8 protein-coding genes and 1 pseudogene are annotated in these 15,766 nt (G+C 68.3%); 4 read left to right on the forward strand and 5 right to left on the reverse strand.

What is annotated here, in order from left to right:
- Positions 1–114: pseudogene (locus tag E2C05_RS08585) on the forward strand (IS5/IS1182 family transposase); the annotation flags it as partial.
- Positions 115–134: 20 nt separating this feature from the next.
- On the opposite strand, the gene E2C05_RS08590 reads toward E2C05_RS08585, so the two are convergent.
- The 4 genes from E2C05_RS08590 to E2C05_RS08605 all read right to left on the reverse strand — a co-directional run bounded on the left by E2C05_RS08590 (position 135) and on the right by E2C05_RS08605 (position 11,318).
- Entirely contained in the window at positions 135–7,718 is a 7,584-nt protein-coding gene (locus E2C05_RS08590) for an SdrD B-like domain-containing protein (RefSeq protein WP_133219202.1), read from the reverse strand.
- Between the two features lie 164 nt (positions 7,719–7,882).
- Positions 7,883–8,536 carry a PEP-CTERM sorting domain-containing protein gene (locus E2C05_RS08595; protein WP_200305327.1) on the reverse strand — a complete coding sequence of 218 codons (654 nt, stop codon included), beginning with the start codon at positions 8,534–8,536 and terminating at the stop codon, positions 7,883–7,885.
- Positions 8,537–9,011: 475 nt separating this feature from the next.
- Positions 9,012–9,971 (reverse strand): glycosyltransferase family A protein, encoded by a 960-nt coding sequence (locus E2C05_RS08600; RefSeq protein ID WP_158292019.1) that lies wholly within the window; start codon positions 9,969–9,971, stop codon positions 9,012–9,014.
- A 138-nt stretch (positions 9,972–10,109) separates the two neighbouring features.
- Entirely contained in the window at positions 10,110–11,318 is a 1,209-nt protein-coding gene (locus tag E2C05_RS08605; protein ID WP_133219205.1) for a glycosyltransferase family 4 protein, read from the reverse strand.
- Positions 11,319–11,530: 212 nt separating this feature from the next.
- Here E2C05_RS08605 and E2C05_RS08610 point away from each other — a divergent pair, with 212 nt between their 5' ends.
- The 3 genes from E2C05_RS08610 to E2C05_RS08620 all read left to right on the forward strand — a co-directional run bounded on the left by E2C05_RS08610 (position 11,531) and on the right by E2C05_RS08620 (position 15,204).
- On the forward strand, positions 11,531–13,381 hold the full coding sequence (locus tag E2C05_RS08610) for a hypothetical protein (protein WP_133219206.1): 1,851 nt from the start codon (positions 11,531–11,533) through the stop codon (positions 13,379–13,381).
- A 132-nt stretch (positions 13,382–13,513) separates the two neighbouring features.
- On the forward strand, positions 13,514–13,981 hold the full coding sequence (locus E2C05_RS08615; protein WP_133219207.1) for a hypothetical protein: 468 nt from the start codon (positions 13,514–13,516) through the stop codon (positions 13,979–13,981).
- Between the two features lie 152 nt (positions 13,982–14,133).
- Entirely contained in the window at positions 14,134–15,204 is a 1,071-nt protein-coding gene (locus E2C05_RS08620) for a GNAT family N-acetyltransferase (protein ID WP_133219208.1), read from the forward strand.
- Between the two features lie 216 nt (positions 15,205–15,420).
- Here E2C05_RS08620 and E2C05_RS32890 read toward each other — a convergent pair whose 3' ends face one another.
- Positions 15,421–15,594 carry a hypothetical protein gene (locus E2C05_RS32890; RefSeq protein WP_158292020.1) on the reverse strand — a complete coding sequence of 58 codons (174 nt, stop codon included), beginning with the start codon at positions 15,592–15,594 and terminating at the stop codon, positions 15,421–15,423.
- Positions 15,595–15,766 lie beyond the last annotated feature (172 nt).

The following is a 15,766-nucleotide window of genomic DNA, read 5'->3' on the forward strand; positions in this document are numbered from 1 at the left end:
CGCTGCCGTCGGCTCGCCAAGGACTGGGAGTGCCTGAACCGGTCAGGCCTGTGCTTCCTGCGCTGGGCCTCCGTCCGCCTCATGCTGCGAAGGCTCTGCCAAACCAGAACATGATCCCGGACGGACTCTAAGCCTCACATCAGGTCGCCGTCCCAAGCGATGGTCGTCTTGACCCCATTATAGGTGATGGTCCCGCCGTTGTTGTACTCGTCCAGCCAGTTCTTGATGGTGTTGCCGGCGGTGAGGCCGCTCACGGTGCTGGTCCAGGCGGTGGCGCTGGACGGCACCTTGAAGGTGTTGGCGTTGAGCGTGACGCTGCCGTCGCCGAAGCCGTCGCCGGTCTCGTCCGGCGTGTAGCGGCGCAGCCAGTCGATGCCCTGGTCCACCGCGTCGCGGGCATCGAACACCGCAGCGTTGTTCGCCTGGTCACGCACCGGGTTGCCGGCCAGGAAGTTCAGCCAAGTGGCCACCAGCGCGCGGTCGAGGATCAGCCGGGCATCCTGCCCGCCAGCGTTGTCGGAGGAACTGAGGATCGAGAGCGCCTCCGACACCGAGTAGAAGAAGGTCTTCTCCCCGCCATCGGTGATGCCGTTCTTGTTCCAGTCGCCGACCAGCAGGCCGGTCTTCTTGGCCCCGCCGACCGGGTCGGTCACCCCGCCGCCGCCATAGGTGGTGAACAGGATGTCGCCGCTGGCGAAGCCCTTGGTGCCGGCCTGCGACGGGGCGCCGGCGTCGCCATCCCAGAAGTCCTGCCACTTGCTGTTGATCCAGAAGCCCGGCGTGCGCACGCCGGGGCCGCCGATCGGCGTCATGCCAGTGTAGTTGGCCGCATCGCTGTCGGTGACCACCTGGGTGTTGCCGAAGCTGTCGCCATAGACCGCCCGCACCGTCCCGATATTGGTCTGCAGGCCGGAGCCCCAGGTGCCGGTGACGTTGAAGGCGTAGGTCTTGCCGGCGGCGAGGCTGCTGATCGCGATCGTCGTGCCGTCCTCGGACCCGTTCAGGTCCAGCCGGTCGTCCGAGACGATCAGGTTGTAGAGCGTGACGTCGCCGGTGTTGGTGACCACGAAGCGGAAGATCGGGTCGGTGCCCTGGTTCAGGCTGGGGCCCGGCGCGCTGTCAGCATCGGCGAAGGTGACGCCGCAATCGACCGAGACCAGCTTCTCGATATCCACCTTCGGGGCCGCGACCGGCGCACTGGTCTTGTAGAAACTGGCATCGCTGTCGCTGGTGGCGTTGGGCGCCGAGACGGTGGCGATGTTGCCGTAGAGACCGCCCTTCGACAGCGCCTGCACCGTCAGCTGGTCGATCTTGAAGTTGTCCTCCGGCGACATGTCGTCGACCCGGGCGGCGATCACCAGCACATTGCCGGCGATGCCGGCGGCGTTGATGTCGGCCAGGCGGGCCGAGGTCAGCGTGGTGGCGTTCAGCTCGGTGTAGCCGAGGCCGCTGAGCACCGCATCGCTGAGGGTCAGCGTGTCGCTCAGCGCGACATTGGTATTGCCGATCCAGACGGTCAGGTCGCTGTCGTTGACGACGTAGCCGAGATAGGCGCTGTCGACGATCACCTTCTCGCTGAACTGGAACAGCACGTAGTTGTTGCGGCCGATATTGTCGACCGTGTGGGTGTTGCCGCCGCCGTCGCCCTCGCTGCTGTCGGTGACACCGAGGCCGCTGCCATACTGGCCGAGCCACGCGGTGGACCAGGCGCCGCTCGACTTGTCGCGGCTGAAGGCGCTTGCCTCCACGGTCAAGCCGTTGGTGGAGAAGCTCCGCACATTGCCGTCCTGGCCGTCCAGGGCGCTGCTGCCGGAGAAGTCGAAGATGGTGCGGGCACCCGCCACCGTCAGGTCCTTGACGGTGCCGGTGGCCCTGTAGGTCCAGGTCTCCGTCAGGTCGAGGAAGTTGTTGTTGTTCGTGTCGCCGCTGACATGGGTGATCTTGCCGTTGGCGATCGTCATGTCGTCGCCGGGATTGCCCGGCGTGCCATTGTCGTCGACGATGCTGATCTGATTCTTGGCGATGGCGACATTGCCGGTGTTCTTGACCTGATAGGTCCAGGTCACGTCCGAGCCCGGCTTGAGCACCGGCACGCCGGCGCCGCTCGCCGTATCCTCGTTGTCGAAGGTCGGCGCCGTCGTGTTGCTGTTGCTGGAGCCGTTTGTGGTCTTCTCAATATCGAGCTTGGCGACCGTCGGCGGCGCCACCGGGTTGCGGTAGAAGCTGGCATCGCTGTCGCCGATGACGTTGGGCGCCGAGACGGTGGCGATGTTGCCGTAGATTCCCGGTCCGGCCGCCTGAACGGTCAGGTTCTGGATCTTGAAATAGTCATTTGGCGTCAGCTCGCCGGTATTGGCGGCAATGACCAGCACGTTGCCGGTGACTTTGCCGGCGTTGAAGTCGGCCGTTCGCGCGCTGCTGGAGGTGGTCTCATTCAGCTCGGTGAAGCCGAGGCTGGTCAGTACCGCATCGGTCAGCTTCGTGGTCGTGCTGAACGCGTTGCCGATGTTGCCGATCCAGATCTTCAGGTCGCTGTCGTTGACCACGTAGCCGAGGGCGGCCTTGTCGACGACAACATTCTGGTCGAAGCGGAACAGCACGTAGTTGTCGCGGCCGACATTGTCCACGGTATGGCTGTTGTTGCCACCCGTGCCCTCGCCGCTGTCGGTGACGCCCACGCCGCCGCCATAGCGGCCGACATAGGCATCCGCCCAGCTGCCGGTGGACTTGTCCCGGCTGAAGCCGGTGACCTTCATCGAAATGCCGCCGCTGGTCAGCAGGTATTCGTTGCCGGCGGTGCCGGAGAGTGCCGTGCTGCCCTGAAGGTCGAAGGTGGTGGCAGTGCCCAGCGCGGTCAGGGTCTGAACCGTGCCGGTGGCCTGATAGGTCCAGGTCTCCGTCAGGTCGAGGAAGTTGTTGTTGTTGGTGTCGCCGCCGACATAGGTGATCTTGTTGGTCAGCGTCATGTCGTCGCCGGTGTTGCCCGGCGTGCCGTTGTCGTCGACGATGCTGATCTGGTTGCGGGCGATGGCGACATTGCCGGTGTTCCGGACCTGATAGGTCCAGGTCACGTCCGATCCAGGGGTGAGGATCGGCACGCCGGCGCCATTCGCCGTGTCCTCGTTATCGTAGGTCGGCGCGGTCGTGTTGCTGTTGCTCGACCCGGTAGTGATCTTCTCGATGTCGAGCCGGGAAACCGGTGCGGCCGTCAGTGTCAGCGCGTAGTCCTCGACCTCGCCGTCCAGCGCCAGGCCGGTCGGGTTCTGCGCCGCCGTGTCGGTGCTCAGCCGGAAGCGGGCATAGGTGGTGCCGAGGGTGACCGTGGTCGGCACGGTGACGGTGAAGGTGTTGTCGCCGTTGACGACCGCTTGGTTGAAGATGATCCGCTCACCGGCATCGAGGAAGTCGCCGTCGCGATTGTAGTCGATCCAGGCATTCAACCGGCCATCCACCCCGGCCGCCTCGGCGACGCGGACAGTGATCTGGTAAGTCTGGCCGGCCTGCGGCGTGCCCGGCAGGCTGACGCCGTCCTCGTCATCCGGCGAGCCGATGGGATTCAGGTCGTCGCCATTGGCGCCGATGCTGGGCTGGCCGTTCAGCTCGGCATCCACCAGGCTGCCGAGGTACAGGATCGGCGTCGCCACGGTCTGGCCGGTGCTCAGCACATGCCGCGGCCCATTGGCCGCCAGCGTGGTGCCGTAGGTGTCCGGCGCATCGCCGAAGTCGAAGGCGCGGTAGCCGAAATCCTGCGCCAGGTTGCTCTGGCCGGTCGCCAGGGTGACGGTCGAGCGGCTGTTGGCGCCACCATCCGGGTCGGTGGTGTTCTGGTAGCCGGAAGGCGCGACACCGCCATTGACCACCACGCCATAGGTGCCGGCGGCCAGATTGTCGAAGAGGTACTTGCCGGTGCTGTCGGTGAAGACCTCGCGGTCGATGCTGCCGTCATTGCCGATGTCGAGACCGACCTTGACCCCCGCCAGGCCCTCGCCGGCATCCCGCACACCGTTGTTGTTCCGGTCGAAGAAGACCTCGTCGCCGATCGAGCCGAGGGCGCCGATGCTCAGCCGGTAGTCCTCGACCTCGCCATCCAGCGCCAGGCCGGTCGGGTTCTGCGCCGCCGCGTCGGTGCTCAGCCGGAAGCGGGCATAGGTGGTGCCGAGGGTGACCGTATCCGCCGCGGTGAAGCTGAGCGTGTTGAGTCCATTCACCACCGCGGTGTCAAAAAGGATCCGCTCGTTGACGTTGTCGAAGTCGCCATCGCCGTTGAAGTCGATCCAGGCATTCAGCCGGCCATCCACCCCGGATGCCTCGGTGACGCGGACGGTGATCTGGTAGGTCTGGCCGGCCTGGATGACGGTCGGCAAGGTGATGCCGTCCTCGTCATCCGGAGTGCCATTCAGATCGTCGCCATCGGCGCCGATGCTAGGTTGGCCGTTCAGCTCGGCATCCACCAGGCTGCCGAGATAGAGAACGGGCGTCGCCACGGTCTGGCCCGTGCTCAGCAGGTGCCGGGCACCATTGTCAGTCAGCGTGGTGCCGTATGTGTCCGGCGCATCGCCGAAGTCATAGGCGCGGTAGCCGAAGTCCTGTCCCAGGCTGTTCTCGCCAACCGCCAGGGTGACGGTCGAACGGCTGTTGGCGCCGCCATCCGGGTCGGTGGTGTTCTGGTAGCCGGAAGGCGCGACACCGCCATTGACCACCACGCCATAGGTGCCGGCGGCCAGATTGTCGAAGAGGTACTTGCCGGTGCTGTCGGTGAAGACCTCGCGGTCGATGCTGCCGTCATTGCCGATGTCGAGACCGACCTTGACCCCCGCCAGGCCCTCGCCGGCATCCCGCACACCGTTGTTGTTCCGGTCGAAGAAGACCTCGTCGCCGATCGAGCCGAGGGCGCCGATGCTCAGCCGGTAGTCCTCGACCTCGCCATCCAGCGCCAGGCCGGTCGGGTTCTGCGCCGCCGTGTCGGTGCTCAGCCGGAAGCGGGCATAGGTGTCGCCGAGGGTGACCGCGGTCGGCACGGTAATGGTGAAGGTGTTGTCGCCGTTGACGACCGCCTGGTTGAGAAGGATCTGCTCACCGGCATCGAGGAAGTCGCCGTCGTCATTGAAGTCGATCCAGCCGGTGAGGCGGCCATCCACCCCGGCTGCCTCGGCGACACGGACGGTGATCTGGTAGCTCGGGCCGGCCTGGATGACGGTCGGCAGGGTAACGCCGTCCTCGTCATTCGGCACGCCGTTCAGGTCATCGCCATCGGCGCCGATGCTGGGCTGGCCGTTCAGCTCGGCATCCACCAGGCTGCCGAGGTACAGGATCGGTGTCGCCACGGTCTGGCCGGTGCTCAGCACATGGCGCGGCCCATTGGCCGCCAGCGTGGTGCCGTAGGTGTCCGGCGCATCGCCGAAGTCGAAGGCGCGATAGCCGAAATCCTGCGCCAGGTTGCTCTGGCTGAGGCCGAGCGTGACCGTCGAGCGGCTGTTGGCACCGCCATCCGGGTCGGTGGTGTTCTGGTAGCCGGAAGGCGCGACGCCGCCATTGACCACCACGCCGTAGCTGCCGGCGGCCAGATTGTCGAAGAGGTACTTGCCGGTGCTGTCGGTGAAGACCTCGCGGTCGATGCTGCCGTCATTGCCGATGTCGAGACCGACCTTGACCCCCGCCAGGCCCTCGCCGGCATCCCGCACACCGTTGTTGTTCCGGTCGAAGAAGACCTCGTCGCCGATCGAGCCGAGGGTGAAGGTGACGTAGCTGCTGGGGTCCTGGGCGTTGACGGTCTTGGTGTTGTTGAAGCCGTCGGTGGCCTTGGCGCTGACCGAGCCGATATTGCCGTAGCTGGCGGCGGAGGCGATGCCGGCCTTGCTGTAGGTCCAGGTCTCGTCGATATCGAGGGCGCCGTTGCTGTTGGCATCGCCGCCGGTGAAGTTGGTGACCGCGCCTTCCTTGTCGTCGCTCACGGCGACATTGGTCAGGGCGATGCCGCCGGTGTTGCGGACCGCATAGGTCCAGGTCACCGCGCTGCCCTGCAGCAGCACCGCGCCATCGACGCCGTTGGTCAGCTTCTCGATGCTGATCGAGGGCGTGACCGTGCTGTAGCTGCTGGGATCCTGGGCGTTGACGGTCTTGGTGTTGTTGAAGCCGTCGGTGGCCTTGGCGCTGACCGAGCCGATATTGCCGTAGCTGGCGGCGGAGGCGATGCCGGCCTTGCTGTAGGTCCAGGTCTCGCCGATATCGAGGACGCCGTTGCTGTTGGCATCGCCACCGGTGAAGTTGGTGACCGCGCCTTCCTTGTCGTCGCTCACGGCGACATTGGTCAGGGCGATGCCGCCGGTGTTGCGGACCGCATAGGTCCAGGTCACCGCACTGCCCTGCAGCAGCACCGCGCCATCGACGCCGTTGGTCAGCTTCTCGATGCTGATCGAGGGCGTGACCGTGACGTAGCTGCTGGGGTCAGTCGCCGTCGGTGTGCGGGTCTTGCCGAGGCCGTCGATATAGATGCCGCTGGCGGTGGCGATGTTGCTATAGCTGTCGGCGGTCGCCGTGCCGCTGTAGCTGAAGCGCCAGATCTCGCCGACATCGAGCAGGCTGTTGCTGTTGCTGTCGCCGCTGATATAGCTGGCGCTGAAATCGTCGATGGTGTCGACCGGGGTGCCGTTGTCGTCCTTGACCGTGACGTTCGACAGTGGCGTCTCGCCGGTGTTGCGGACGTCATAGGTCCAGGTGACGGCACCGCCCTGCAGGATGGTGACGCCATCGCCGCCATTGGTCTTCTTGTCGACCGAGAGCGAGGTCCGCTGCTCCACCAGGCCGGCATCCACCGTGCTGTTGTACTGCCCGGCCACGAGCGTGTAGGGCCCAGTGCGATTGTTAGCCGCCAGGAAGTCGCTGTCGGTCGCGTCGGAGGTGTTGTTGAGGACGTTCGTCGTTGTCAGCGCATAGCCCGCGGGGGCGCTGATCTGCATCGAATAGGTGCCGGCCGCCAGCTGGCCGAAGACATACTTGCCATCCGCATCGGTCGTCGTCGTGCGGCCCGTCGAAGAACCAGTTGAATCCAGTAGGGTCAGGGTCACGCCCGCGACGCCGGTATTGCCGTCGTCCTGCAAGCCGTTACCGTTGGCGTCCAGCCAAACATAGTCGCCCAGCGCGGCGAAGGTGCTCGGCGCGGTGAAGGCCTGCTGCATGATGCTGAAGCTGACCGGCGTGGTCACGGCGGCCGTGGTGGTCACGTCAATGGTCAGCTTGACGTGAACATTTCCGAGCGCCGGGCTGAAGGTACCGAGATCGCCGGATTCGAAGGTTGGATCACCGATATCGTTGGTCGTCGAAGTCTTGGTCAGCAGGCTGCGCCCAACCAGCGTGCCGGCCGTGTTGAAGACCTCCTCCAGCAGCGTCAGCGTCGCGCCTGCCGGCACAACGGTGTCGGGGGTGAAGGTGTTGAGCAGGATCCCGGTCAGTCCGGTGGTCGGGGTGAGGACGGAAATGTCATACTGGACCACCAGCGACATGCGGGAATTCGCACCGGTGGTGCCGGCGACGAAGCCCATCCAGAGCAGCCCCGGCACCGGCGACGTGACGCCGAACAGCGTCGTGTCCGGCGCCTCGGTGAGCATGATATTGTCGGTGATGAACTGGTTGACCGAGCCGGTATCGGTCTCCGCCACGCGGATGTTTCTGAACAGCAGGCCGTTGTCGGTGATGTCACCGAAAGTCCTGGTGCCGCTCATCGGGGTTCATCCCTGTCGAATGGCCGGTGGCGCGCCCTGGCTGGGGAGACCGGCGTGGCGTTGCAGACGGTTCCGCGCGCAGTCCGGCGGGCTGCGCGTGGGAAGGCGGCATGGGGTGGAGGTGGGGCGTCCCGTCCGCCGGATGCGGACGGGACGCGCGCGGCTCAGCCCTGGCGGGCGCGGCGGCGCAGGCCAGCCAGGCCCAGCAGGCCGGCGCCCAGCAGCGCCAGGCTGGCGGGCTCCGGCACGGCCACGGTGAAGCTCTGAATCACGAAATCCACCTGGCCGCCGGTGCCGTTGATGTCTTTCAGGATCGACAGGAACGGAACGCCGACGGGGAAGATCACGCTGTCCGAGCCAGGGCCGGAGATGCTGAAGCCGGTGGTAAAGACCGGTCCGGGGTTGGGGGCCGTGGGAGGAATCTGGCCGACGATGGTTTCGCCCAGACTTGCACCAGCCGCGCCGGCCAGCGTGCCGGAAGCGCCGAGGATCGGGAAAGCGAAGGGCACGAAGCCCGGACCAGGCGGGCTGTTGATACTCGTCGGGGCCGGACCACGGAAGGTGGCGACAAAGAACGATACCCCGAGATCATCGCCGGCGGCGACGAGCGGGTTGGTACCCAGGCCGGTGATCTTGAAGCCGTTCTTGCCCTCCGGGACGATGTCGAAATCCGGGCCGCTGGCACCGTTCACGACCAGGAGCAGGTTGCCGGAATTCGACACCACGAAAGCGGGGGCGGCCTGGGCGCCCTGGCCGAGGAAGGCGGCGCCCAGCAAGACGGTGCAGCCGGTGAGGCAACGGCGGAGAAAGCGGGTCATCGGAACTCCCATCGGATGGAGGCGGCATGCCGCCCCGCGGCAGTGGCCGCTTCGGTCGTCCCGATCTGCAAGCGTGGTGCCAAAAACCAGACGCGTTTCTGATCAAGCAGTTATCATTAGTAACTCAAGCATTTGATTGAACTCTGTAAAGCATCCCGACAAATTTCATTGGCCCGGGGAGTGTCTCGGCAAATGCGATGGTCCGGCGATGATGGGGCCGCCCCTGCAACAAGACGTTGTTTTCAAAATGAAATCGCGATCGCGTGAGGCCTGGCCGTCTGGCGTGGTGCCAAGTGGGGGCGGCAGGCATGGGCCGCTCCGCCTCGCCCGGACATCCTGGCCGGTCCCAGAACAGGCAGAAGTGTAAAGTTTTCCGACAAAAGGCAGCCCTTCGGCCGGCCCATGCCATCCGGGGCGCGGCCTTCGGCCCGTCGGCGCCGGATGCGCCCCAGGGCTTGGCAAGGATCCGGGTCTGTCAGCCCAGCCGCGGCAGCACCCGGTGCAACGCCGTTCGCAGCAGGTGCCGTGGCCGTGCCGCCATGGCGCCGTGGCCGCTCCGCAGCGCCAGCCTTGCCGCCCGCCAATAGGCAGCCGGCCCGCTGCGGGACGCATGGTAGAGATAGCCGGACAGGGCCTGCGGCAGCATCCGCTGCACCGCCGCGCGCTGGGCCGGCGACAGTACCTCCTCCCCCGCCGCCAGCCGCGCCAGGGTTTCCGATGTGCCGCGGCAGAAGCGCAGCGCGTTGCGCGCCTGCGACAGGTTGGTCTCGTGCACCCGCTTGCGGGTCACCACCGCCGGGCTGAAGACGAAGCGGCCCTGCAGCGCCAGGCGCAGGAAGAAGTCCTGGTCCTCGCTGTACATCATCGCCTCGTCGAACAGCCCCGCCGCCAGCGCCGCGTCGCGCCGGAACAGGCAGGCAGAGGTGCAGAAAACCCCTGTGCGCGTCAGCTCGGCGAACATCCGCTCGCCGAGGGTGAGGCAGCCCGGCGCCAGTTCCTCGGCCGGCAGGGCGGCGACGCCGCTTTCCGCCAGCAGGCTGGGCACCAGCGTCTCCGCGCCGCGGAACAGGGTGTTGTCGCCGAAGGCCAGCACCGCGTCGGGCGCCGCTTCCAGCAGGCCGGCGAGCCGGGCATGGTGGTCCGGCACGAAGAGATCGTCGGAATCGAGCAGCGCGATCCAGGTCGCGCCACTGCTGCGGATAGCGGTGTTGCGGCCGCCGGAAGGGCCCTGCGGGCCAGCATTGCGCAGCACCCGGATGGCGATGCGGTCCCGCAGCGCCGCCGCTGCGGCCTCGGCCACCGCCACCGTGCCATCCGTGCTGCGGTCGTCCACCACCGTCACCAGCGCCGGCGGCCTGGTCTGCGCCGCGACGCTCTCCAGCGTCTCGCGCAGGAAGGGCGCGGCGTTGTGGGCGGGAATGACGACCTCGATCATCGCGCGGTCCGCTGGCGTCGGCCCCGCATAGAGCAAATCGCCGCCCGGCGGAACCGCGGCCGCAGCCGCCCCGGTGCCTGCGCCCGGCCATCGATCCGCCCACCCCATGCCGGGGTCACCGCCTGCCCGCCCTTCTGCTCACCCCCCCTTGCGGGGCGACGCGGCGCAAAGGGCAAGGAAGGCGGCCGTCCGGGCCGGCCAGCCGGCCGTCCGGGCCGCGGCCAGCGCCCCCGTCGCCAGCCGCCCGGCCAGGGCCTGGTCCTGCAACACCCGCAGCACGGAAGCGGCGATCGCCGCCGGATCCTTGCCATCGACCAGCAGGCCGTTCCGGCCATCCTCCACGGCCTCTGCCGTGCCGCCGGCGCGGCCTCCGATGACCGGACGGCCGCAGGCATTGGCCTCGAGGAAGACCAGCGGCGTGCCATCGCTCTCGCCCGGCTCAAAACGGTTTGGAAGAGCTACTAATTCCGTTATCGAATATAAAGTAGACATCTCCTGTGTCGGGACGGCACCGAGAAAAAGTACATCGCTGGCGCTGCCCGTAGCCATCGCCAGCGCCTCCAGCGCCGGGCGCTGCGGACCGTCGCCGGCCACCAGCAGCAGCGCCTCCGGACAGCCGGCACGGATGGCCGGCATGGCTTCGATCAGCCGGTCCACCCCCTTGCGCGGGACGAGGCGGGTCGGCGCCAGGATCACCCGCCGCCCGTCGAGGCCAAGTGCGGCCCGCCGCACCGGGTCCGGCGGCCGCGGTCGGAAGCGGTCGAGATCCACGCCATTCGGCAGCACCGCCACATGCTCCGGCGCCACGCCATAAAGGTCGATGAGCTGTCGTCCGGGGAAGCTGCCGGCGGCGATGACCAGATCGGCCTGATCGAAGCGCCGCCGCCGGCGCTGGCGGGCCGCCGGGTCCGGCTGCACCAGGTCGTCGCCATGACAATAGATGAGGACACGGCGGCGGAGGACGTGGCGGACGAAGGGCACCAGCCAGCCCACCGTCTCATCGTCGCAGAGGCAGACGGCATCGGCCCGGTGGTGCCGCGCCATGGCAGCCACCGCGGCAGCGAGCCGCAGGGCGCGCGCGGCCCAGATGGCGTGGCGCAGCAGCGGGTTGCGGACGGCACCGCCCGGCAGGGGCGGCCGTACCAGGCCAATACGGCGGAGCGGATAGGCAACGGCGGCATCGTGCTCCCGCCAGCCGGGCCGGTCCCGCCCGGTCGCGGGATCGAGGCGGGAGGTGAGCACGGCGACCGCGCCGCCGGCATGCCGAGCCAGGGCCTCGTACACGCCGGCGGAGCCGCCGATCAGCGGCGGGAAGGTGTGGCAGACCAGCAGGCAGCGGGCAGTCATGGCGCCGCAGGAAGACCAAGACGGCCGGTCAAATCAATCATCGAAAATCAAACATAGTCTCATAATATCAATCATTATCATGAAATTGCATTGCATAAAGGGTTGATCAATCTCGGCCGTCTGGTTAAGCTGTCGCAACAGTTATGACCGTATATCGGTCGCCGAGCACAGCCCCGCTTCCTGTGTTGCGACCCATCCTGAGGAGACCCGTCATGCCTGTAGCAACCCCCGTCCAGATCTGGTTCGGCACGCGCGCCGTCGACTTCACCGGTGCGGTGAGCGGCACCGGGCAGCAGGTCGACTCCATCGCCAGCAACGACGATTTCGCCACCCGCCTTCTGTCCGGCGGCACCTATGACTATACCGGCAGCGAATGGCAGCAGTTGCTCGCCTTCTACGGCACCGCCACGCAGCAGGCCGCTCTCGGCATCAACCTGGCGAATGGCGTGGATACCGGCGACCTGAATGCGGTGAACACCACGGGCGACCTGCGGGTCGGCAGCGGCGTGCTGGCGCAGAACCTGGCGGATCTGATCGGCGGCGGCCGCATCGGCGACATCAGCAACCTGAACCAAGCGAACGACATCACGGCGATCAGCGGCTACGGCCGCACCGGCACGACCGCGGTGGGCAACGCGCTGTTCGACAACCTGGTCCCGGGCCAGACGGGCGGCGCCTTCGTCACCTTCTCGAACGACCTCGGCTTCGGGCTGATCAACCGCAGCGGCTGGGACATCGGCGGCAACGCCACCCGGCTGAATGACGGCGACAGCGTGAACTTCAACGTCGCCGGCCCGACCAGCGACAAGATGCTGGTCAGCGCCGCCTTCACCGTGCGGGTGCTGAATGGTGGCAGCGCCGAGGTCTTCCTCGACAGCGACGGCCGGACGATCAAATACGCCTCCGGCGCCTTCTCGCAGGACGGCTCGGCGGGCGAGCTCAGCCTCGGCGTGCTGGCCGACGGCGCCAAGGTGGCGATCGACTACGACCTGCAGACCATCACCATCAATAACATCGCCTTCAACGGCCCCGGCCAGGCGGCCTTCTTCAGCCAGTTCGTGATCAACGGCATGGACGACGTCACCTTCGGCTCGAAGGTGGTGAACGCGTCCGGCACCGGCACCACGGCGACCGTCGGCTGGTCGGTGGACGACCTGGTGCTGGGCACCGTGACGAAGGTGACGCCGCCGCCCACGCCCGGCCTCGGCGTGCTGTCCTTCGACTGGTTCGACAGCAACGCGCCCTTCCTCGACCCGGCGCCGTCGACGCTGCTCGACAAGCGCTTCTATGCGTATTTCGACGCGAACGGGAACAACAAGATCGACGCGCCGACGGAAACCGCGACCGCGCAGAACATGGGCCAGATGCGCACCGGCAACGCCGCGACCGACGATCCGGGCGATCCTGGCGACGACAACCCGATCCAGGGCGCCGGCACGGTGAAGTGGCTGGAGATGTACGCGCTCGGCGCCAAGAACCCGGCGATGGCGAATGGCCAGCCGATTCCGTCCGGCTACCAGTATGGCGAGCATATCGGCGGCGACGTGACGAAGACGATCGCCGACTCGAGCGGCGCGCGCTTCGAGCTTTCGGTGAACAGCGCCCGCAACCCGGCCGAGATCACCCCGGATGGCACGGATGGCGGCCCGCTCGACGTGGATCCAGGCCAGACCGGCACGCTGCGCGACCTCGGCCCCGGCTTCATCAACAACGGTGAGATCCTCGGCTTCTCGCTGGTCAAGAATGCCGTCGGCGCCGCCAGCTTCGCCAGCCAGGCGGTCATCACCTATGGCAAGGGCGTGGACCTGACGCCCGGCAGCGATGCCGACATCATTGTCCGCCTCTACAACAACTCGACGCTGATCGAGACCATCACCAAGAACATCGTCAACACGGTCGATGCCGCTGGCAGCTATGAAAGCGACACCTTCACCGTGGCCGACAATCTCCTGCAGACCTTCAACCGCATCGAGATAGAGGCGGCCGGCAGCATGAACGGCATTGTCGCCGCCGATGCCGGCGCGAAATTCGTCATCACCGATCTCGACTTCTTCCTGGTGTGAGGAACCGGCCGGGCGACGCCCGGCCGGATGCGCAAGGGGGCGGGTCCCGCGGGGCCCGCCCCTTTTGCATGGCAGCATCCCCAAGGCTTCCTTAACCCTCCCCCGCCACCCTGCGGCGATGCGGGGGTCGGGATGCGGCTGAAATACCTGGAACGCCATCCGGCCGCGCGTGAGGCGCTGCGGCTGCTCTCGCCCGCCTTCCGGGCGGAGGAACGGGATGGCCAGCTTGTCCTGGTGGCACGCGCCGGCCAAGCCCTGCTCCGGCCCCGGACGGTCGAGGAGTTGCTGGACCTGGCCAGCATGCATGCTGGTGGCCGGACCAGCCTGTCCTGGCGCCAGCGGGCCAGGCCGGCGCAGCCCATGGGCGGATCCGAGGCGGACCTGCTCCGTGCGCTGGACGCCTGGCGGCGCCGCGCCGTGCTGGCGGAGGCGGCGCTGCGCAGCCGCGCAGCGCCGGCGGATACCGGCGCGATCCGCCGCGTGATCGCCCGCACCCTGCATCCGGACGCCGGCCCCGCCTCGGAGGCCGAGCGGGCCTTGCGCACCGAGCTCTTCCAACGCGTCTGGTCGGCGCTGGATACGGTGGAGGCACAGGCCTGAGGCGTCCCGCCCGGCTCCCTCGATCCGCCCTCTGCGGGCCCGGCACCCCCCTGCGGCCGGCCAGGGCGGCATCCGAAGCGCCCGGGCAGTCACCGGCACCGTCATCGCGGCGCCGGGCTTGACCCGCCTGCCCCGATCGCCGACGCGGCGCCATGCCCGCCCGCCCCAATGCCCGCCTGCTACCCGTCACACCCAATGGCTTGCCCGGCTGGTGCGACCGCTTCCTCGATGACCCCGTGGCGGGCGAGTTCTTCGCCAGCCGCGCCTGGTACGACACGCTGCTGACCGGTGCCCTGCCGGTGGATGCCGCGCCGGTACTCGCCCTGGCGGAGGATACCGCGCTGCTGCCGCTGCTGCGCCAGGGGCGGCGGCTCTCGGCGCTCGTCTCGCCCTACACGCTGGACTGGCGCCCCCTGCCCGCCCCCGGCGCCGATGCGGCGGCGCTGCGCACGGCCGGCCGCGCCCTCGGCGGCAAGCTGCGGCTGCGCCCGCCCACCCGGCTGGACACGCTGGACCCGGAGGCGCCGGGCTTTGCCCGGTTGCTGGAGGGGATCTCGGCCGCCGGGCTGCGGCCGCTCCGCTTCCTGCATACTGGCAACTGGCATGAACCGCTGGTGCCCGGCGCGGGCTGGGACGGCTATCTCGCCACCCGGCCGCCGGCGCTGCGCAACACCATCGGCCGCAAGCTGCGCGCCGCCCGTGGCGCGACCTTCGAATGGCTGGCGGCGCCGGGCCCGGCGCTCGAGGCTGGGATCGCGGCCTATGCCGATGTCCGCGCCCGCAGCTGGAAGCCGCATGAGCCCTTCCCCGACTTCGACGCGGCGCTGATGCGGGTCGCGGCCGGCCTCGGCCTGCTGCGGCTGGGCGTGCTGCGGGATGCCGCCGGCCGGGCGATGGCGGCGCAATACTGGATCCTCGATCGCGGCGGCCGGCGGGCCACGGTGCTCAAGCTCGCGCATGCCGAGGACAGCCGGGCGGCCTCCCCCGGCACGGTGCTGACCGCGCGGATGATCCAGGGATTGCTGGCGGAGGGCGTCGCCGAGCTGGATTTCGGCCGGGGCGACGACGACTACAAGCGGCTCTGGGCCGGGGCGCGGCGGCAGCGGATCGGGTTGCTGCTGGCGGACCCGCTGCACCCGGCGGGTCTGCTGGCCCTGGCGCGGCAGGCCGGCGGGGCGCTGCGCCGGCGGCTGCGGCCAGCGGCGGAGGCCAGGCCGGCCTGACCGGGCGCGCGGCCAACCATCGCCGCAGCGGCCTGCGTTCGAGACTGAACGCTGCGCCACCGGCGCTCATGGATGGTCGAGTGGATCCGGGCGTCGCGGCATTCCCGCCGCTCCGCGCCCTGCCCTGGCCCATGCGGGCGCCGGCGCCGCACCAGACGGCCCCTGCAGGGGAAGGCCTTGGCCTGCGGCCCGGGACCGGGCCGGCCAGCATTCCCTTCAGCGGAACAGCAGCGCGACGCCCCCGCCGATGGCGATCCAGGAGACGAGCGAGAGCAGGGCGATGACCAGGACCGCGCTCGGCCAGGGCAGGCGCTGCCGCGGCTCCATCTCCAGCAGGTCGGGATGCAGGGCCACCCCGTCCAGACGTCCTTCGAGTTGCGGCCCGCTCATCGCTGTCCTCCAGCCCTCATGCCCCGTATCGGCCGGCCTGCCGCCCCCGACTGCCTGGGACGGATTCATGCATCCGGGAGAGGTGGCCGGTACGGGGCAGCCGATCCGGGCTTCGAGCCGGTCGGCGATCGGAGGCCAGGATGGCGCGGCTGGCCTGAAGGATGCCTTAACG

Origin of the sequence: Paracraurococcus ruber (assembly GCF_004353985.1) — a bacterium.
Taxonomy (GTDB): Bacteria; Pseudomonadota; Alphaproteobacteria; order Acetobacterales; family Acetobacteraceae; genus Paracraurococcus; species Paracraurococcus ruber.